Origin of the sequence: Metamycoplasma gateae (genome assembly GCF_036352135.1) — a bacterium.
Lineage (GTDB): Bacteria > Bacillota_I > Bacilli_A > Mycoplasmatales > Metamycoplasmataceae > Metamycoplasma > Metamycoplasma gateae.
Genome location: NZ_CP143578.1, coordinates 524,794 through 545,977 on the forward strand (window position 1 = coordinate 524,794; position 21,184 = coordinate 545,977).

The 21,184-nt window shown below is 26.2% G+C and carries 14 protein-coding genes; 2 read left to right on the forward strand and 12 right to left on the reverse strand.

The annotated features are described in order from the left end of the window. Window positions 1-2 precede the first annotated feature (2 nt). The 8 genes from V2E26_RS02445 to uvrB all read right to left on the reverse strand — a co-directional run bounded on the left by V2E26_RS02445 (window position 3) and on the right by uvrB (window position 12,183). Window positions 3-752 (reverse strand): phosphotransferase family protein, encoded by a 750-nt coding sequence (locus V2E26_RS02445; RefSeq protein WP_330463292.1) that lies wholly within the window; start codon window positions 750-752, stop codon window positions 3-5. A gap of 17 nt (window positions 753-769) precedes the next feature. Beyond that, a complete protein-coding gene (gene gyrB, locus V2E26_RS02450; protein WP_330463293.1) occupies window positions 770-2,725 on the reverse strand; it encodes a DNA topoisomerase (ATP-hydrolyzing) subunit B in 1,956 nt (651 codons plus the stop codon). A gap of 187 nt (window positions 2,726-2,912) precedes the next feature. After that, complete coding sequence (locus V2E26_RS02455) at window positions 2,913-3,575, reverse strand: LemA family protein (RefSeq protein WP_330463294.1); 663 nt, start codon at window positions 3,573-3,575, stop codon at window positions 2,913-2,915. Window positions 3,576-3,622: 47 nt separating this feature from the next. Continuing rightward, on the reverse strand, window positions 3,623-5,530 hold the full coding sequence (locus V2E26_RS02460) for a hypothetical protein (protein ID WP_330463295.1): 1,908 nt from the start codon (window positions 5,528-5,530) through the stop codon (window positions 3,623-3,625). Between the two features lie 15 nt (window positions 5,531-5,545). Next, window positions 5,546-6,670: a hypothetical protein gene (locus V2E26_RS02465; RefSeq protein WP_330463296.1), complete on the reverse strand. Its 1,125-nt coding sequence runs from the start codon at window positions 6,668-6,670 to the stop codon at window positions 5,546-5,548. A gap of 10 nt (window positions 6,671-6,680) precedes the next feature. After that, window positions 6,681-8,336, reverse strand: a complete 1,656-nt coding sequence (locus V2E26_RS02470) for a ribonuclease J (protein WP_330463297.1) — start codon at window positions 8,334-8,336, stop codon at window positions 6,681-6,683. Between the two features lie 119 nt (window positions 8,337-8,455). After that, window positions 8,456-10,099, reverse strand: a complete 1,644-nt coding sequence (locus V2E26_RS02475; RefSeq protein ID WP_330463298.1) for an MnuA family membrane nuclease — start codon at window positions 10,097-10,099, stop codon at window positions 8,456-8,458. Between the two features lie 104 nt (window positions 10,100-10,203). Beyond that, window positions 10,204-12,183, reverse strand: a complete 1,980-nt coding sequence (uvrB, locus tag V2E26_RS02480; protein ID WP_330463299.1) for an excinuclease ABC subunit UvrB — start codon at window positions 12,181-12,183, stop codon at window positions 10,204-10,206. A gap of 70 nt (window positions 12,184-12,253) precedes the next feature. Here uvrB and V2E26_RS02485 point away from each other — a divergent pair, with 70 nt between their 5' ends. Beyond that, window positions 12,254-13,099 carry a leucine-rich repeat domain-containing protein gene (locus tag V2E26_RS02485; protein WP_330463300.1) on the forward strand — a complete coding sequence of 282 codons (846 nt, stop codon included), beginning with the start codon at window positions 12,254-12,256 and terminating at the stop codon, window positions 13,097-13,099. A 185-nt stretch (window positions 13,100-13,284) separates the two neighbouring features. Here the strand turns inward: V2E26_RS02485 and V2E26_RS02490 are convergent, their stop codons facing one another. Further along, complete coding sequence (locus V2E26_RS02490; RefSeq protein WP_330463301.1) at window positions 13,285-14,283, reverse strand: IS30 family transposase; 999 nt, start codon at window positions 14,281-14,283, stop codon at window positions 13,285-13,287. 137 nt (window positions 14,284-14,420) lie between these two features. Further along, complete coding sequence (locus V2E26_RS02495) at window positions 14,421-14,729, reverse strand: virulence protein (protein WP_330463302.1); 309 nt, start codon at window positions 14,727-14,729, stop codon at window positions 14,421-14,423. Window positions 14,730-14,889: 160 nt separating this feature from the next. Between V2E26_RS02495 and V2E26_RS02500 the strand changes: the two genes are divergently transcribed. Then, window positions 14,890-15,030 carry a hypothetical protein gene (locus V2E26_RS02500; RefSeq protein ID WP_330463303.1) on the forward strand — a complete coding sequence of 47 codons (141 nt, stop codon included), beginning with the start codon at window positions 14,890-14,892 and terminating at the stop codon, window positions 15,028-15,030. A gap of 44 nt (window positions 15,031-15,074) precedes the next feature. On the opposite strand, the gene V2E26_RS02505 is transcribed toward V2E26_RS02500, so the two are convergent. Beyond that, complete coding sequence (locus V2E26_RS02505) at window positions 15,075-17,996, reverse strand: AAA family ATPase (RefSeq protein WP_330463304.1); 2,922 nt, start codon at window positions 17,994-17,996, stop codon at window positions 15,075-15,077. A gap of 110 nt (window positions 17,997-18,106) precedes the next feature. Then, a complete protein-coding gene (locus tag V2E26_RS02510) occupies window positions 18,107-21,034 on the reverse strand; it encodes a transglutaminase-like domain-containing protein (protein WP_330463305.1) in 2,928 nt (975 codons plus the stop codon). Window positions 21,035-21,184 lie beyond the last annotated feature (150 nt).

The window sequence follows — 21,184 nt, forward strand, 5'->3', positions numbered from 1 at the left end:
AATTAAATCTTATATTTTTTATCATATTCTATAATTAGGTTATCAACCCTTTTTAAATAAAGGCTATCATCAAAGGGAATAACATCATGTTTATTAATTCATAATGTTATTAATGCATTAGCAATAATTTTATGAGCTAATAAATACTTAGGTTCAAAATCGTCGCCATATGCTTCTAAAAAAATACTTTCTTGTTCTTTTGATAAATTAGATGATTCGATAAAATATGCTAAATCAAAATGTACATCACCCATTGTTGCATATTCCCAATCAGTTATATAAATTTCTTTTTCATTATTTATAAAATTAAATAATCATAAATCATTATGAACTGGAGCTGAATTATCAATGTTTTTTAAAAATAAGTTTAATTTTTTATAATGCTTATCTAAAATAGGTATTTTTCTTCCTAATTTAGAAATTTGTTCTCTATATACCTTAAAACGGCGAGCTATTTGATTTTCTTTGTAAAACTTTAATTTTGAATTATGCAAAGTAATAAGCTTTTTACCAATTTCTTTTAATTGATCATTTGTAACTGTTTTATCGTCTAATATTTTTCCAAAAATTCATTCGTTTACTACTTTTGTATCGTCTTCGTATATTGTTTTAGGAACAAATGAAAAAACGTTTAATATTTCATTTGGAGTTTTGTGATTGAAGGAATCAAATTTTTTCATTTTAATAAATTGTGATTTTTCTTTATCATAATATGTTGTATTTGTATAACCTTGATTTTCTAATAATTTCATTTTTACTTTTACCTTTTTTAAAAATCAATATTTGAAACATATTTTGCATTTTCTTCAATAAAATCATGACGAGGTTCAACCTCTTCACCCATTAATGTTGTAAATACACGATCACAAACAGCTGCATCATTAATTTGAACTTGAAGCATTTTTCTTGTTTCTGGATTCATAGTTGTTTCTCATAGTTGTTCAGCATCCATTTCACCTAACCCTTTATAACGTTGAATTGAAATATTTTTCTTATCTTCTAGTTTAGAAAGAATTTCTTCTTTTTGTAAATCGTTGTAAGCATATTCAACCGTTCTTCCCGAAACAATTTTATATAATGGAGGCATAGCAATATATACAAAGCCATATTCAATTAATGGTTTTAAATAACGATAGAAGAATGTTAATAATAATGTAGAAATATGAGCACCGTCGACATCAGCATCGGTCATAATGATAATTTTGTGATATTTTAACTTATTGATATTAAAATCTTCTCCAATTCCCGTTCCTAATGCATGAATAATAGTTTGAATTTCTTGATTTGATAAGAATTTAACCTTATCATTTTTTTCAGCATTAATTACTTTACCTCTTAATGGTAATATAGCTTGAATAGATCTGTTTCTACCACCCTTAGCTGAACCACCAGCAGAATTACCCTCAACAATAAACAGTTCTCTAACCTCAGCATTTTTGGATGAGCAGTCTGCTAATTTTCCGGGTAGTCCACTAAATTCCATACCATCTTTTTTTCTTGAAGCTTCTTTAGCGGCATTAGCAGCTAATCTTGCTCTTTGCGATTGTAAGCATTTATTAATAATATTTTTTGCAATATTAGGATTTTCAGCTAGATATCTTTCCAAGACTTCTGAAACCACTTTATTTGTTGCATAACGCGCGTTTGCAGAACCGAATTTAGATTTCGTTTGACCATCAAAAACAGGATCGCTATGTTTAATAGAGATAACAGCTATTAATCCTTCTTTTGAATCTTCCTTACTTATTTTTTCACTTGCTTTAAACAATTTATTTTCTTCTGCATATTTATTAAAAATTCTAACAATGGAATCATAGAACCCACTTTCGTGTGTTCCGCCTTCAGTTGTTTGGATATTATTTGCATAAGAAATAACTGTTGACTGATAAGCCTCATTGTATTGGAATGCAACCTCAACTAAAATATCTACTTTTTTAGATTGCTTACTCTCATCACTCAGTTTGTCAATGTCGGTAAATGATCCAAGTGCATATATAACGTCAGAGTTAATTGTTTTTTTGCCTTTGTTAAGTTCTTTTACATAGTCGACAATTCCACCGTCAAAACAAAATGTTTTTTTTGTATTTTTTGTTAAATCAATTAGATTAAATTTTAGACCCTTGTTAAGATAAGCTACTTGTTTAATGTGGTCACTAATAGTTCCAAAGTCAAAATCAATTCTGTCCATAACTGTATAATCTGGATGGAATTTTATTCTGGTACCAGTTTCATTTAAATCCATTTCTCCAATAACTTTTAATGCTTCATTAGGTTTGCCACCATTTTCGTATTTTTGATAATGTAGCTTACCATTTCTTTTTACTCAAACTTCAAACGAATCACTCAGTGCATTAACAACCGATGCACCAACACCGTGTAAACCACCACTGACTTTATAATTACTTGAGTCAAATTTACCTCCAGCATGAAGAACGGTTAAAATTGTTTCAACTGCCGATTTTTGAGTTGATGGATGAATATCGACGGGCATACCACGGCCATTGTCTTCAATCTCAATAAAATTATTTGGGTGTAATGTTACATTAATTTCACTTGCAAATCCAGCCATAGCTTCATCGACTGAGTTATCCAGTATTTCTCAAATTAAATGATGTATACCTTTATAACCTGTTGATCCAATGTACATACCAGGCCTTACACGAACAGGATCCAAACCTTCTAAAACCTGTATATCACTAGCGACGTATTTTTTTTCCTCAGACATTTAAAACTCCTTATTAATAATAATTGCTAAGCAATTATAATTAATAATTATATCAAAAATGTAGATATAATCGGGTTAATCACCCCATTTAAATGAATTTATTATGATATATATTAAACGTAATATTATTTTTCTTTTTTATTTTTAGCACATTTTAAAATAATAAAAACCACTTATGTGGCTTTTACTAAAATCTCCCTGTTAAACTCGAAGTATCAACATCTTGTCTTTCTGCCTCTGTAGCTTGGAATAATGGTTGGTTATATGCACCAATTTTTTTAGCGACTATATTTGTTCAGAATTGGTATATTTCCGAGTTAAATCTTCTGGTTATAGAATTGTAATTTCTTATTGTTGCATAAATTTCATCTTCTTGAATTGCTATTTCTGTTTGGAATTGTAAGAATGATCTATCTGCTTTTAAATTTGGATATTGTTCAAATTGAAGACTTAAACCTGCTTGAATTGTATTTAGTTCTTGCGATAATTTAACTGCATCATTTTCATTTTCTAGACTAGTTAATTTTGAACGTAATTTAGCGATTTCTGTTTGAGTTTTGTTTTCAAATTCAGCATAACCCTTTACAGCATCCAATTGTTTAATAAGAGTAGCTCTTCTTTTCTTTTCTGCTGCTTGAATTAAGGATGAAGCTTCTTGAACTCTATTAATCTCAGCTAGTAAAAAGTTTTTTCTTTTAATAACTGCTATTATGAATAGCCCTAATGTAAGTATAAATAACAAAACATATAAAAATTTTTGACCGCCTGAAACTTCGGGATGTTTAATTGTATTATCAACATTTGGTCTAAAACCAGATGAAGCTTGTGGTGTTCTTGAATCAAATAACATATTTTTCCTTTCTAGCTTTATTATTAATAAAATTTTATCCAAAATATTTATAAAATATTACTATTCCTAAATATTTTGAATATATTGTCGACTTCTTCATTTGATAAATCGTTATTGATAAAGACGATAATTCCACTTCTATCAATTAATACTTTATTATCTAATTTGTTTATTTCTGTTTGCTTAATTTTATTCAAGATATCTGCAAAATATTGCAATTTGTCTTCGTCTTTTACCAAAGTAGCATTATATGATAAACCATTTAACCTAGTGGCCTGCGCTGTCATATTTAATGAAAACGAGTTTTCAAATAGATTATCATTATAAGATATGAAATCATGATCGTCGTATGATATTTCAAAAGGGAAGTAAAATGCTCATTTATGTTCAGTAAAAAAATTAAACTTATCGTACGGAACATCAACTATAATACCTTCAGTATAAACTGAATCAATCAAACTTTGTTTTCAGTAAGAACTCATAGCAAACTGTAAAGCATAACCGCCTGTTCTAAATTTATTATCTTCGATAAAATAATTGTACATTATAGATGTATCTTTGTCGACTGTGTGAGTTTTTAATTGAAATTTATTTGATGAAATGATTTTATTTATTACGTCCATTAATGTAAATGTAGAATTTGAATTTAATTTTATTTGTTTTAATTTTTCTTCCGCATTAAATGAATAATCTGATAAGTATCTGTCATCATCAGCATAATTTTCTGAAGCTATATTTGTGTTTAAATATAAAAGTGTTATAGAAATAAAAACATGTTGCAACGCACTTGAAATAATATTAGCTAAAACATCATAAATATTTTCAATTGTAATTGCTTGATTTAAATTTACTACCTGACCAACTCAGTTATGTCAATTTAAATATGCAAGTTTATTGTTATAAATCTCTCTATTCATTTTTCTTGCAGTAATTATATTTTTATTAACTTTTGACAAACGATAAGAAGAGTATAAATCTTTAAAAAACTCAGCATATTTAACAAAATTTTCCTGTGTATTAACTTTAAAAAAATCAATATATCCAATTTTATCGTTATAAGAAAAATTATAATATTTATAAAAGTTTTTGTTCTCTAATAAAAACTCACCTTTTTTTAATCTTTTGTCATATTGTTTTTCATTAAAGGTATCTTCATTTTGGATAAATTGCAAGCTTTCTTTGTAATTCGTTGGAATATTTATTGAATGATAATTATCCATGAATGGGGTAGGTTCGTGGTGATATGCATATACAGGAACGGTTGTTCAACCATCTTTTGTACGGACGCTTTTATACCCAACACCTCTTGTTGTTACTGTTGTTCAATATTCTTTTGTATAAAGTAAGTCATAAAAGTAAGAATTTCTAATGCTGTATTTTTGTATTGAATTAAATCCATAAAATTCTTTGTCTTTGAAATGATGTTCAAAATCTTTATAATCAATTCCATCAACACTAAAAATATCCATTTGCTCAAGAACTTTGTTCTTCCATTCTAAAATTGAAAACTGATTAAATATTGTTTGTATTATAGGTTTATTTTCACTTATTTTTTTATTTATCTCATCTAGTTTTATGCCTTCAAACGTTTTAAATTTTTTTATAATTTTTGAATTTTTAATTAAAAAAGAAATAAAAAATAAACCAATAATTAAGAATATGAAAAATATAATAAGTCCGTTTGCAAATTTTCTTGCACTAATTTTATTGTTTTTCTTATTTTGTAAAATTTCATTTTTTAGTTCTTCGACTTTATCAAAATTATCATTTACAACTCGAATCTTTTCTTCATTACCATTATAAACATATTTTTTATAGACTTTTTCTAACGATTCATCTTTTTTATTCATAAGTGGTTTATAAAGAGTTTCAATTTGATTAGAAAAAATTTTGGTTCAATCTAATTCTCTAACTCTTTCTGTTTCATTTTGTTGAATTTCTTGCTTTTTTTTCATAATATTCCTTTTAAACTAAAATAGTTCTTCTTCGTCTTTTATTAACGAAAATCTTTTTGGATTATTTTCTTTATCTGATTTAATTGTTTTATTTTCAAAATTAAAAAGATTTTTTTCATTTTCTATTTCTTGTTTTAAATCCACCACTTCAGGTTCCAAATCATTAATTATTAAATCAGTAGAAATAAGTTCTTTTTTATTCGTATATTCTTGATTAGTTTTATCTATGTTTTTAAGATTATTAGTTTCAACATTATTATTACCATTTATATAATCAATATCAAACTCTTGAGTACTAAAATCTGGTAAATCTGGAATTTCTTTTACTATTTCATTATCTTTATTATCATCAAAATCAATAATATAGGTTTCATCAGTTTTATTTATTTGCTCAGTGTCTATCATTATTGTTTCTTTTGTAGCAATATCTTCATCTAAGAAATTAACTCTTTCTAAATTTTTATTTAAATTCTTATTTTTATCATTAAGATGTGAATTTCTTTTTTTATTAAACATTTTAGAAAATCTTTTATTACTTATAAAAAAGCACCCAAAAAATAATATAAACAGAATAATAGGTATTATTATTGATAAAACAATTCCAAATTTTCCTCCAGGGAAAGCTGTTATAAAATATAACAATGTGAATAGAATTCCTGGTGTTCATTTATAAGGCAATAATACAACATTATTACCCTTAAAATCATGATATCATTTTTGAAAAATTAAACTAAATGCGTTTTTATAACCAAAATCGTCTGGTTTGTTTTTTGCATAATATATAGCAGTGCCCAACATTATTAAACTCAATAACACAAATAATAGCCTCAGTAAACTAAAATGAAAAACACCAATTGAATAAGTGCTCTTCATTTTAAATATTTTTTGTATTGCAACAAGTAATAGGAATGAAAAAAATACGATTGAAAACATACCGAAAAAAGTACCAAAAGTATATGAATAAATTGTTGTCAATCCTTTTATATTCAAAAAAGAAATAACAATAAAAAAGACAACTATAAAACTCATTATAGTTCAAATTAATTGTTTGTCTTTTGAAAAAAAGTAAAGTTTTTTATGCTTAATTTTTTTGTGCTTCTCGTTTTGTTGTTTTTCTTCTACATTTAAATTTTCACTCATGAATTATCCTTTAAATTTCATATAAAGTTATTACAATCATTGGCTCTTTGTTTAATACTTTGTAGATCTTTCTTTTTATACTTTTTCTTAATTTTTCTTGAATTTGTTTTAAATCTATTTCACTTGTTTCTTTATTTGAAAACTCTTTTGAAAATAAATCATTAACAATTTCAGTAATTTTATCTTTATTATCTTTTGTAATTATTCCATATGATGATATGTGCAATTGACCCATTGGCTTTTTAGTTTTAAAATCTATTAAGGTACTTAAAGCTATAACACCATCTCTTGCTAAATTTTCTCTTTCATTAATTACTTCCTGAGAAATATCGCCAATTCCAAAACCATCAATTATTGTATCACCGACATTTTTAATGCCGTGTTTTTGAGAAACAAGTTCATTATTTACAAATTCAGCTACCTTACCATTTTGTAAAACTATACAATTATTAAAATTCATACCAGCAGCTCTTGCTATATGAGCAGCAACTACTAGATATCTATATAAACCTTGTATTGGGATGAAATATTTTGGTTTGAAAACCTTAATTATATTGTAAATATCTTCCTTTGCAGGATTACATGCATAATATTGATCAGAACTTAATTCAATTAAATTAGGTGTTTGACGTGCAATTTCATCCAATGTTAATGCATAATTCACTTCCAAACCATTGACTGGAGGTGCAATTACAATAACCGCATCATCTGGTCTTAATTTTAAATAAACATCATTATTTGAAGCAATTCTAATAAATCTTAAATATAGTCTTTCAATCGCTCCTGTTACCAATATAACAGCATTTGTAGTTTCATTTGCTAATCTATAGTCTATAAATTCAGGTAATTGTAGCCCTGGATTAATTTTTGATACTAAATTAATAAATTGCGAATAATTTCTTCCGTATGTTACAACGGGACGATTATATCTTTTTGCAAGAACCAATATTTCATGAGCAGTAATCATATCCTCATCGTAAAGACCAATAATAATTCTTTTATTATTTGGAGTATCCTTAAACTTATATTCTATTTTCTTTGAAATTCATAGTTTATCAATACTTCTGCCTGGATAATTAGAATGGCCTGAGTCTAAAATTAAAAGCTGTAATTTCTTACCATTATTAATAATTGAATTAATTTGATTAACATCGGTTTTGCCATAAGGACCTAAATCTCCGTCAACAAAGTTGGTCATAAAAATTATATTCCCTTCTGAATATTCGAAGTTTAATCCAATCTGCCCCGGTAATCCTCCAGCAACATCAAAAGGAGTGATAACAACATCATTTATTTTTAGCGGCATGCTAATTGTTTTAACTTCATAGTTTTTGTTATCAATGTTATATTTTGAAATTCTATCTAATAAAACAATTCTATTGAATGCACTTGTATAAATTTTTAGATTAGGAATTTTCATCAATAATCAAGGAACTGCAGAGAATGTTTCGTTTTTAACGTCAGTTATAAAAAGACCTTCAATATCCTTTGATCTTTTTTCTAGGTAGTCATAATTGCAAATTAACGTATCAATACCGTTGTGGGAATTAATTGGAACTTTTGTGCCTGAGTTTATTACATATAATTTTTCGTTTATTTCTAAAACGTATGAATTTTTACCATTTTCATCGAGACCGCCTAAAGCAAAAAAATTAATTTTATTCATATTTCTCCTTAAAAAATATTATTTTTTGAACATTTTAAGATTTTTAATTAAAAATATTTTAACATTTTTAATTTCTTTTAAGAAATAAAAAAATAAGAAAAAAGTTGGCAACACCAACTTTATTTTATTAAAAATTCTGCACTTACAAATGTGTGGTCACTTAGTACTCTTGCTGTTGCAATAGAGTTTCAATTACCTTCAATTTCAACTTTGTGAGTTCTAAACAAACTCTTTATTTCTTCGTCTTCTATTGTTTTATAAATATCAAAAACGTTAGATGAAACTAGTTCATAATTAGTTTTATAAAACAATTTATCATATGGTTCTGATCATTTGTGTTTTTTTCCCAGTGAAGTTTTATGATCATCAATATCTTTAAATACTGAATTATATTTACCTTCAAGTGTGCTAAATGCCAAAGATTGTTTGCCTTTCTTGATATTGGTATCGCCACCAAAGAATATATTACTTTGATCTCCATCAATTTGATCGAAATAATCTAATACATTTGCTAATTCTTGTGATTCTCTGTATTCAAATGAACCAATTCCTTTATATGATTTTTCACCTATTTTTTTGTTTGATCCAGAAACACCAGGACCATCAAAATGAGCAAAAACAAATGTTAGTTTTTCTTCGGGTTTTAATTTGAATTTAAATTTTACTCCATATGGTGGACGTGAGTATTGAGCTTTTGTATCGCCCAATTTATCATCAAATTTATTATCATAACTATAACCTATTTCATTATTATTAAAAGCTTCAGTCTCCATCGTTTGGTTATTATAAATTACAGCAACATGTTCAGCAGCACCATCTCCAAACTTTTCACCCTTTAATTTTTTAGATAAAACATAAGAATATAAATTTGAGCTATTTAAGGCATTCATTTCATCAACTAAAGTTTTAATTCCTTCTTCGTTGTTAACTTCGGTTAAACCTAAAACATCAAATTTTTCTTTGTTTGCTAATAGTGCAATTCTTTTTGTTTTTTTACTTTGGTGTTCTGTATCACCTGTGAAATTAAGAATATTTCAATGTCCTCATTTAACAACATTTGAGTTAGCTTTTTCTTCTTCGGTTTCTTTGTTGGGTGTATCTGTTGAAGAACTATCATCATTTTCATCATTGTTTCCACTATTTTCAGAAGAAGCATCACCTGCGTTGTTGTTTTCGTTTTCGGTGCTTTCATCATTTCCGGAAGAGGAATTATCTCCATCGGTCTTTTCAGTTTCATTTTCTTTACCCGACGAATTTGATGAATTAGAATCGCCTTCAGTTTTGTCGTTATCAGTTTCGTTATTTTCTTTTTCTGAATCAGAGGTTTCTTTGTTGTTCTCATCACCTTCTTTTTCTTCTTGTTTATTTTTTTCATCTGTAGTATTATCTTCTGCTCCGGGTTGTTTGTCATTTGAATTAGTTTTCTTTAATTCATTTACTTTATTTAAGAATTCATCATATTTTTCATTTAGTTTATTTAATAAATCTGCATATGATTTTTCTAAATCGGATGTGAATGTTTTTTCTACTTCACTAAATGAATTAATAGAAGTCACAACCTTGTTTAATTCTTCTTCTATTTTAGAGTTATTTTCTGTATTAAACTCTCAAAGTAGCCCTAAAACTTGATTAAGTCTTTGTTCATATTTAGCCTTATTTTCTATTGTTTTTTTATTTTTATCAACACAACTTAGTGCTAAAAAAGGTAGGGATACTATAGGGGTTAAAGATAATAATAATATTATTTTACTTGATTTTTTCATATCCATATATTACTATAAAACCAAATAATATATTATAAATATATTAAAAAATAGATTTTAATTCATAACTTAATTAAATAAAAAGCACTAGTTTGTTAGTACTTTTATTTCTTTAAAGATTTTTTTGTATCATATCCTAAATCAAATAATAAATTCTGTAAATCTGCCGCTTTTCTAAAATCTTGTGCTCTCGCGGCTTCTTTCATTTCGTTTACTAAATCCTCGATATAATCCTTATTTGCTTTTAATTTTAATTTTTTATTGAATTTAGTTTTTAACACTAAATTAGCATCAATTTTAGGTATTGGTTTAACAATTGTTTTTGGAATAATATCATTTTCTTCATTGTATTTTTTTTGAATGCTTCTTTTCATTATATTATCATCAATTGTTTGTTGCATTGAATCAGTAATAACGTCAGCAAAGAAAATAACTTTTCCATGGTCATTACGAGCTGCTCTACCCACAATTTGAATTAAAGACCTTTTATTTCTACTAAATCCAGGTGTATCAGCGTCTAAAACTAATATTAAACTTACCTCAGGTAAATCAATTCCTTCTCTTAATAAATTTATTCCAATAACGACATCATATTTTCCCATTCTCAGTCCAGTTAGAACTGCATTTCTTTCGAACACTTCAAATTCCTCGTGAATATACGCTGAATTTATTTTATGTTCTTTTAAATACTTCGAAAGTTCTTCAGCACTGCTTTTTGTTGTTGTTAATATTAATGATCTTTCGTTATTTTTTATTTGTTCTTTAATAAGATCGTGGATAACAGCAATTTGATTTTCCTTTGGCTTTATTTGAATAATTGGGTCCAAAAGTCCTGTCGGACGAATATATTGAGTTGTAATTTCTCCATCAGTAAGATCTAATTCTTTGTCTCCTGGCGTTGCTGATAAATAGATTCTTTGTAAATTTATGTCATCAAATTCTTCAAATTTTAAAGGTCTATTATCTAATGATGATGGTAATCTAAAACCGTATTCAACTAAATTGTTTTTTCTTGAAAAATCTCCATTATACATACCCTCAATTTGTGGTAGCATTAAATGACTTTCATCAACAAAAATAATTGCATCTTTAGGTAGATAATCAAAAAGGGTATATGGTTTTTCACCAGGTTTTCTGCCATCTATATATCTAGCATAATTTTCCATACCCTTTGTGTGACCGAATTCTCGAATAGAATCAATGTCAGCAGATATTCTTTCTTCAATTCTTTGACTTTCAATTAACTTATTATTTTTTCTAAAAAAATCTATTTGTTCATTTAATTCAACCTGAATTTCTTCACAAATTTTTTCCATATTTGCCTGGTTAATTAGAAAGTTTGTACATGGATATATTATGATTTCCTCCAATGTTTGAAGAACTTCTTTTGTGATTGGATTAATTAAAGTTATTTTTTCAATACTGTCATCTAACAATTCGATTCTAATTAATGAATTAAATTTATAACCGGGTGAAATAGTTATAACATCACCCACAGCCTTAAACTCACCACTTTCGATTTCGGGGAAAAATCCTTTATTCACATATCTCATTTTTACAAGTTGGTTTAATATATTTTTTTTCTTTTCTTTTAAACCAGTTTTTAATAAAAGATAATGTTTTCTATATTCATTAGGGTTAAATGCACCATAAATTGAAGCGACTGAAGCAACTACAATTGTATCCCTTCTACTTATTAAAGAATTGATAGTTGATATTCTCATAGCTTCAATTTCCTTATTTATCATTGATGTCTTTTCAATAAATAAATCTGTTGAAGGAAGGTAAGCTTCAGGGCGATAATAATCGAAATATGAAATAAAATATTCAACCTTATTTTCAGGAAATAATTCCTTTAATTCTTGGTAAATTTGACTGGCTAAAGTTTTGTTATGACTTATTACTATTGCAGGTCTATTTGATTCTTTGATTACATTGGCTAAAGTAAATGTTTTTCCTGAACCAGTAACACCTAATAAAACTTGGTGTTTTTTACCTTCCTTTAATCCAACAACTAGGTTTTTAATTGCCTGTGGTTGATCTCCTGATGGTTTGAAATTTGAAAAAAGTTTAAAATTGTTCATTAACTAATTATAATATGCTTATTTTTATAAAATAAGAAAAATAAGTTTTGTGGTAAAATAATAAGCAATTATGAAAAGAAATAAAAGAATATTATTAACATTAGCTTCAACTATCGTTCCGGTATCAACTGCGGCAATCGTTGTATCATGTGGTTCGGGCGAAAGTTATAATGAATATGCAAAAGATTTTGTTTTAGGAACAGCCGGTAGAGAAAACTATAATAAAGAAACAAAAACATTAGATTTAAGTAAAACTGAAATTAGATTTATTCCTCAAGGTGCTTTTTCAGCTCCAGCATTGTATGCTCTGTTTGTAAAAGGTAGTGCAGCGGCTAATCCGAATCCTCAATTTTTAGCTCCAGATGGTATCTTTGATATTAAAAAAAGAAGTATTAATATTGATAAAATAATACTTCCAGCTTCTTTAGAAGTTATTGAAAAAGGTGCTTTTTCAGACCTAGGATTAAAAGAAGTTCAATTTGATATTTCTTCAGATAAATTAACTAAAATTGATGCAGAGGCATTTGCAAATAACAGAATTTCAACTTTAACTCTTCCAACATCAATAAAAGAAATCGAAGAAAAGGCTTTCCTAAATAATCAATTAACTTCAGTCAATTTAGAAGCATTAACAAACCTTAAAAAATTAAGTGTGGGGGTTTTTGCAAAAAATAAATTAACTGAACTAAATTTAACTAATATAAACACAATTGAAGAATCAGCATTAGCGCTGAACGAATTTAAAAATTTAGAATTACATAAAGATCTATCTCGTGTTTCAGAAAAAACATTTTTCTTTATCGGAACCGTAACTGTTGAACCAGTATCTCTTTCTGTTTTAAACGCTTCAGTAAAAGAATTTCTAAAACAACAATTAGTAAATAATGATAAATTAAATTATTCGATAGTAGAATAAAATAAAGTTGGTATTTCTACCAACTCCCAAAGAGAAAGTTCAAGTGCAACATAATGCCTTGGGCTTTTTTTATTATACATTTTATTTTTTTAAAATTAATAAATCAAAAAAAGTAAATAGAAAATATTCATTTTTTCAAATGAAGATAAGCATAATTTTATTATGTTAATTTTTGTTAATAATAATTATTTAATATATTCTAAATAGGTTTGTAATGGTGTCTTCCAATTTAATATTTCCCGCGTCATATTATTTATTTGGTTAACAACTGAGTCAAGTTTTTCTTGAGTTATAGTATTAAAGTTAAAACCTTTTTTGAATTCTCTTCTCAAAATTCCATTTCAATGTTCATTTGAGCCTCTTTGAAAAGATGCATAAGGTTCAGCTCTATAAATCTTTATATTTAATCATCTGGCTAAAATACCTATTTTTTCAAATTCAATACCATTGTCCACTGTTATTGTTTTTACTTCTAATTCATTATCTCTTATAATCTTTTTTAACTCTGAATTAATTATATTTGGTGATTTGCTTTGTATTATTTTTGCAAATCCTATTCTTGTTTTTCTTTCAGTTAAAGTTAAAAACATTATTATATCCATTGGCTCTTTTCCTAAAACTAGATCTGCTTCTCAGTGTCCAAATTCAAGTCTTAAATCTATAGATTTAGGTCTAGTTCATATTGGAAAAACATAATCAGCAGATTTTACAAGCCGTTTTATTACGGATGCTGTTCTTTTACCACCCTTTTTATAATATTGTCTTAATTTATCGTACTTTTTTATAACTCAATTATTAGTGTTTATTCAATTAAAAACCGTTCTTAAAGAAGGACAACAGTGTTTTGTGCTAGTTTTTATAAAATTATATGTTGACTTTATACCAAAAAACTTTTTGTCATATTTTTGTAAAAAAGCGTTAGAAAAATTTTTGAATTTTTGGTTATCCACGAATTTAAAATAATACTTATGTCTTGATCTTTCTCTTGTTTTTAAACTAGCGTGTTTAAATTCATAAGTTCCGAAACTATTTGTATTCCTCTTTATTTCTCTACTTAGGGTTGAAACACTTCGCTCGATTAATCTCGAAATCCTACGAAGAGAATAATTTAACTTTAAATAATTTTCAATAATTATTCTTTCATTATCTGTTAAATGGTTATATTTTTTTATTGTATAATTCATATGAGTTCCGTTCGTTCCAATGGAACTTTTTCTTTCTTAATTAATATAAAAAATTCAAGTTCCACATCTAAATTTTACTTTAAACGTGTTGCACTTGAATTTTCAATTTAGGAGTTGGTATTTCTACCAACTTTTTATTATTTTTCATCTATTATGTATTCAGTAAAATTAGATAAATCTTCCATTTTAAATACATGTAAAGAAACTAATGATTTTTTAAATCAAGGTATATTCTTAATGTGTTGTAAGGCTTTTGTTATTTGTAACAAATTATTTATTGATCTTGAGAAATAAAAACTATTTGAAAGTCAATGAAATCCATAATGTCTTAATATATCTCTTACATCTTCATAGGCTTGCTTATAATTATCTTCACCTTTTCCGTATTCTCTAATTAGTATTTCTTTTTTTAAATAAAAAACCAATCCGTACATCATTACCTCCATACATTTTAATTTTAATTTCTTTTTTAATTATATCATATTTAGTAATCTAATTGGGTTTGGATAAGAACCGCCTAGATAAAATTTAGAATAAATTATTTTTTATTTTAAATAAATTAATATAATTTTAAATACATATATATAACATTTTTAAAGGATTTTTATGGCAAAAGAAACAGTAAAAAAATCAAAAGATACTGAAAATTTAAAGAAAAAAATTACTAAAGATTTTGAAAAAACTGGAACTATTAAATCAAAAGATTTAAATAAACTAGTTCAAGATTTTAAAAATTCAAAAAAATAGATTTATTAATATTAAAAAAGTTCAAGATGCTTGAACTTTTTTAATTAATCTATTAGTTTTTTAGCTTCTGTTAAATTAACACTAAAGAATGTTGTGACTCCTCTTTTTTGCATTGTAGCTCCATAAAGTTTATCAACTCTTTCCATTGTACCTTGACGGTGTGTAATAACTAAGAATTGTGTATTTTCTTTTAAACTTTGTAAGAACTCAGCAAAACGAATAACATTAGCTTCGTCAAGTGCTGCCTCAACCTCGTCTAGGATACATAATGGAAGAGGTTTTGCCTTTAATAATGAGAATAATAACGAAATAGCAATTAAAGCTTTTTCTCCACCAGAAAATAGTTTTAAATTCTTAATAGATTTTCCTGGTGGCTGAGCCATTACATCAATACCACTTTCTAATAAGTTATCAGGATCGGTGTATCTAATTTCAGCCATACCCCCACCGAACATTTTTGAAAATACATATTTAAATTCATTATTTGCAAGCGAAACAGTATTTGTGATTCTTTCAATAATTATCTTATCCATTTCACTAATAACTTCTTCGATTGTATTTTTTGCATCAATTATGTCTTTTTCTTGTTTCTTAACTTCGTTGTATCTATCTTCTGTTTCTTTTAATTGTTCAATAGAATCAATATTTACATGACCTAAATCTTTAATGTCATTTTTTAAATCTGAAACAAGTTTTCTTGCAACCTCAAAATCAATTTCAGGATTATAGAATTCTCTAGCAGTTTCAAATAACATATTATATTGTTCAGATAATCTTTGTTTAGCATAATTAATTGCCGATTCTGCTTTAGCTTTTTGAGCTATTTTTTCAGAATTTTCAGTAATCAAAATATTTAAATCATTATTTGAATCACCTTTTTTAGCATTTGCGTCTGCAAATTCTTTTTTTGCAACTTGTAGCAACTCGTTTTGTGATGTTCTTTTTGCAACAAGATTACTTCTTTCTAATACTAATTTTTGAATTTCAAATGCAATATCAACTGTATCTAAATTTTCGATTTTTTCATTCGAAATATTTTCATATTTAATTCTTAGTTCATCGAATCTATGAATGTTTTCATCTAAGTTCATTTTTTGTTTAGAAACATCTAAGCTTAGATTCGAAAATAAATTGCCTAAATTATCTGATTTTTGTTTAATCTCAATTTCTTTTGATTTAAGTTCTGCTATTTTTTGTAATATTGCAGGTTTAATTATTTCAAGTTGTTTAATTTGTTCATCTAATCCAAATGTCGATGTATGTTCATTTTTTTGACCACCACTTAAAACACCACCAACTCTTATGATATCTCCTTCTAGAGTAACTACCATGTATCTTTTTTCTAATAATTGTGAAAGTTTATTTGCGTTTTCAATTGTGTCAGTAACTAAAATATTTCCTAGTAAGAATCTCTTTAATACATCAAATTCTCTTTCTGTTGAAACAAGTTCAGAAGCAACTCCTAAAAATCCTTTTTGTGTTTGAGCTACAACAATATGTTGTTCTAAAACATATTTTGGAGAAACTGATGAAAGAGGTATAAAAGTTGCTCTACCACCGTTATTACTTTTTAAGAATTCAATCGCCTTAACTGCAGTTTCTGGCGTGTCTACAACTACGTGTTGTAATGCTCCTGCTAATATTGTTTCTATTGCTAAAGCGTATTTAGTATTTACACTAATTAATTCAGATACTAATGCTCTATATCCTTTAAATAGTCCAGAATTCTCAACTATATTTTTTGTCCCTTTTTGTAAATTAGTTTTACCGTGTTTTACTTCTTGTATAAAATCCAATTTTGAATTTATTTTTTGTAGCTTACTATTTTCTATTTCTAGTTCGTTTTTAATATCGTTTTTTAAGGCTGATAAATCAAGAATTGTCTTATTAATTGATTCAATTTCTTGTTTTTGTTTTTGAATAAATTCTTTTGCTAGTAAAATCTTTGTGTTTAATTCACTTAGTTCTTCTTTAATTGCTTCTTTTTTTTGTGCATTATCAACTTCTAAAGTTCCATTAATAACCATTTCACGTTGTTTTGATTCTTTGGCCGATCTTATTTCAAGATCATTAATTTCAGTATTAATTTCTTCAATTCTAGAAGTTAATTTTGATATTGTTGCATCTAGCTCAACCATTAAATCATTTTTTTGGTTGCAAATATCTGTATAAAGTTTAATTTTAATTTCTAAATCTTCTTTTTGTTGTTTATAAATTAATGATTCATTATTTAGTTTTTCTAATGATTCAGAATATGCCATAAAATCATGAACCAATAATGAAACTTCTACTTCTTTTAATTGCTCACTCTTTAACTTAAAAATTTTTGCTTTTTCAGCTTGTTTTTGAAGAGGTTTGATTTGTTTTTCCAACTCTTGAACTACAATTGCTATTTGTTCTAAAGCTTCCTGAGTTCTTTCTAATTTTCTCATTGCTTCTGTCTTTTTTGAACGATACATTGAAGTACCTGAAGCTTCTTCAAAAATCTCACGACGTCTTTCGGGAGTTGCTTCTGCTATATCAGATATTGTTCCTTGTCCAATGATGGCTAGTGATGATTTGGAAATACCACTTTGCATAGCAATTTCTTTAATATCTTTTTGTCTCGCTATCTCTCCATTAATATAGTATTCATTTGATCCCTTACCACGATTTAATACACGCGAAATAGTAAAATAATCATGTGGGATACTTACAGCTCTATCTCTATTATCAAAAGTTAAAATAACTTCTGCTCTATTCATTTCTTTTTCAGTTTTTGATCCTGCAAAAATTACATCCTCCATGTTATCACCACGAAGAACTTTTGAACTTGTTTCACCTAACACCCATCTAATGGCGTCGTTAATATTTGATTTACCCGAACCATTTGGTCCTATTATAGCAACAACACCACCATCGAATTTTAAACTTACTTTATCTGCAAAAGATTTAAAACCGTGCGCTTCAACTTGAATTAATTTCATTTTTTTCCTTTCTTAAAAAAATAACCAATTTAATATTGACTAAACATTACTATAATGATAATAAAATTTTTGTTTTTTAAATTAAAATACACACTAATAGTGTGTAGTGTCTAAAAATATTTATTTATATCAAAATCATTAACATCTTTTTTTGATATATCTAAAAAGTGTTCACTGTAATAAGTATATATTTTATTTTCAAATTCAATATCTAATTCAAAAAGATATGAGCCATTTTTATACTTATTTTTATCAACTAAAAATTGAATCTTATGGTACTCTTGTGGATCGAACAAACCTTTATCAACAATTGTTGAAGCATTTTTATCCTTATGAAGGATTCTATAATGAATTTTGTTTTTTATTAGACTGTAATTCTTTAATAAAAAACTGAAGCTAATATAATAATTTTCCTCAAAATTAGTATTTTCTAAACTTAAATTTAAATTATGGTTATTAAATAATTTATTATTTGGTTTTTCAAAGAAAATAGAAAACTTATTTGAAGTATAAAAATCAATTTTAGACAAATTAGAAAAAATAAAACTTTTGTCTTCATTTCCACGATAATATGATTTTATTAAAATATAACCACTTGTATTTAAGATGCTTTTATCTAATTTTAATTCTTTTTTAAGAACTGATTTCAAAAGAAGATTAGCTTTATTTGTATTATCTTTATCAAAAGGTTTATCTGAATAATAAACATCATACATTATATGATTATCAGATGTATTATGAATATTAAAATCATAAACTGTTTTAAATGGTATATGGAAACCATATTCATCATAGTGAGATTGATCTATAAAAATTGTTGAACCTATTTGTTGGTCAATTTTTAGATTGTTTTTTAAGGTTTTAACTCATCAATTTTTTTCAATTTGTTTTTCTATATCTTTAAGTTTTTGAATATATACATCAACATTATCACTATCTATATGATTAAATGCTAGATCTATTTCTTTTTCTAATTCTTTAAATTTATTTCTTAAGCTAGTTTTTAGACTATACATTTTTTCACTTTTTGAAAACATGTATGTTCCTAATTTAGCTCTTAGAAAAGTTTTATATCTTCATAAATCAACTAAATTTTTGTTGGTTTTTTCAAAAAACTGTAATTTTTTATTTGATGAATTTTTAAAATCTATATTAACTGGTAATTTAAGATAATTTTCATCTTTAATTCCTTCAGCATCAAAATAAATTACATCTTTTAACATATCAAATCTTATGTTTGAAATCGTGATGATACTATCAAATTCATTGGTATTTATAATATCTTTTAATTTAATTTTTGTTTCAATGGTTTTATTGCCTTTTATATCTATTAAATCTAGTACCATTTCTCCATTACTATTTTTATAAAATAAGTACAATATACCATTATGATCATATGTTCTATGAAATACACTATTTAACTCGATTAATGGTGCTATTTTGTCTTGATCATCTAGGATTTTGTTTCCTGCTTTTACAATTTGTAATTTGTTTGAATTAGATTTAACTTTGTATAAGAAATTAACATTATTGTAATTTGAATCTAATCTTCTATTAGTAATCATATATCAATAGCCATTACTATAGAAATATCTACTAAATTTTTCGCCTCATTTTGTATTTGAGGTTATTGGTAAAAAACTTTCATCATAATTGCTTACTTTTGAATACTCATTATTTTTAAACATAAAATCTCATGGTAAGTATCTTATTAAATCATAACCTGTTTCAATGCTACTTGCGTTTCCAATTATAGGATTTACAAAAGTATTAGTGTATTTTCTTGTATCCTTATGAATAAAAATGTCTTTATTTTTTTCAGCACTTTCTCTACCGTCGTCTGCATGAGTACCATCAACTCTATGTCATTTTTTGTTATTTTGTCCAGCGGGATCAAAATAGACTAAAGCATACTGATGTTCCATATCTCCAGATTGTTTTGGAATTGCATGAACACCTGATAGCTGTAATAATAACGCAATGGAAGTTCCATATTGTTGGCAAACGGCCTTTCTTGTATTTATTGATGCCTGCAAATCAGAAAAAGCTAAAAGGTCATCATAAACAAAATAGTCGCAAACATAGCGAACAATGGCATAAACCTTATCAAGATCGGACATATCGTTTGAAATTTGGGCTAACCCGTTTTTTATAAAATGAAGTAAATTTTCTTTATCAATTCCTTCATTAATTCAATCTAATTTAATTGTTGAAGGAAATTTCTCAATTGTTTTTAATCTAATAAACTGATCTTGATAGGTTTTGGAATTTATGTTGGTTAAATCTTGATTGCCATCGGCTGTTTCTGTTTCAAAATAAATTGATTTTAAACTAAATTCAACATATAAATAATCAGGCCAACTTTCCCTATATCACTCCAATAATGCCTTAGTCATATTTCTTGCGTTGAAATTTAATTTTGAAACTTCAAAAGCATAATATTCATTTGAACTAACTAGTTTATTTAAAAGTTCTTTTAATTCTTTTATTTCTTCTAAATCATCACCTATCTTTGAACTTCTTTTGCTTAAAATTATTTTCTTTTGGTTTGTTTCGTTAAAAAATACACTATTGTTTTCATAATTTTGAACCTTTGATCAATCTAGGCCATCAGCATTTCTTCTTTCATTTGTTTCAGGTTTCTTATCGTAATCAATATCATTAGGATAGAATTTATTTTTTAAAATTTCATACTCATTTTCAGTTGTATTTTCATCATTAGGCTTAAAATAATTATCTTCATCTTGATTATCTAAATTATCATTATTGTTGCTAGGTTTGTTTGAATTATCTTGGTCACTGTTATCATTATCTTCTTTTTTATTTTGATCATCATCTTTTTTTGGAATATCTTCTTTTTTCGTATCTTTTTCATCTGGATCTTTTTGCTCTGTCGAATCCTTTTTATCTAAAGTTTTTTTATCATCTTCAGTTTTTTTGCCCGAATCTTTATTACATGAAATTAGTATAGTGGGGGTTACAAAAACAGTTAATAAAGACATCAATTTTAGTAATTTGTGTTTCTTTTTTAAAGTCATTATTTTATTATTTTTCCTTTTTTTATTTCAATATTTAATCTAAAGTTTAATAAATTTGAATTATAAAATTATATCCCTTATTAATAGCAAACTATTAATTACTTTAAAATATATTTTAATTTGATAAAATTTTTAAATAATTGAAATTTA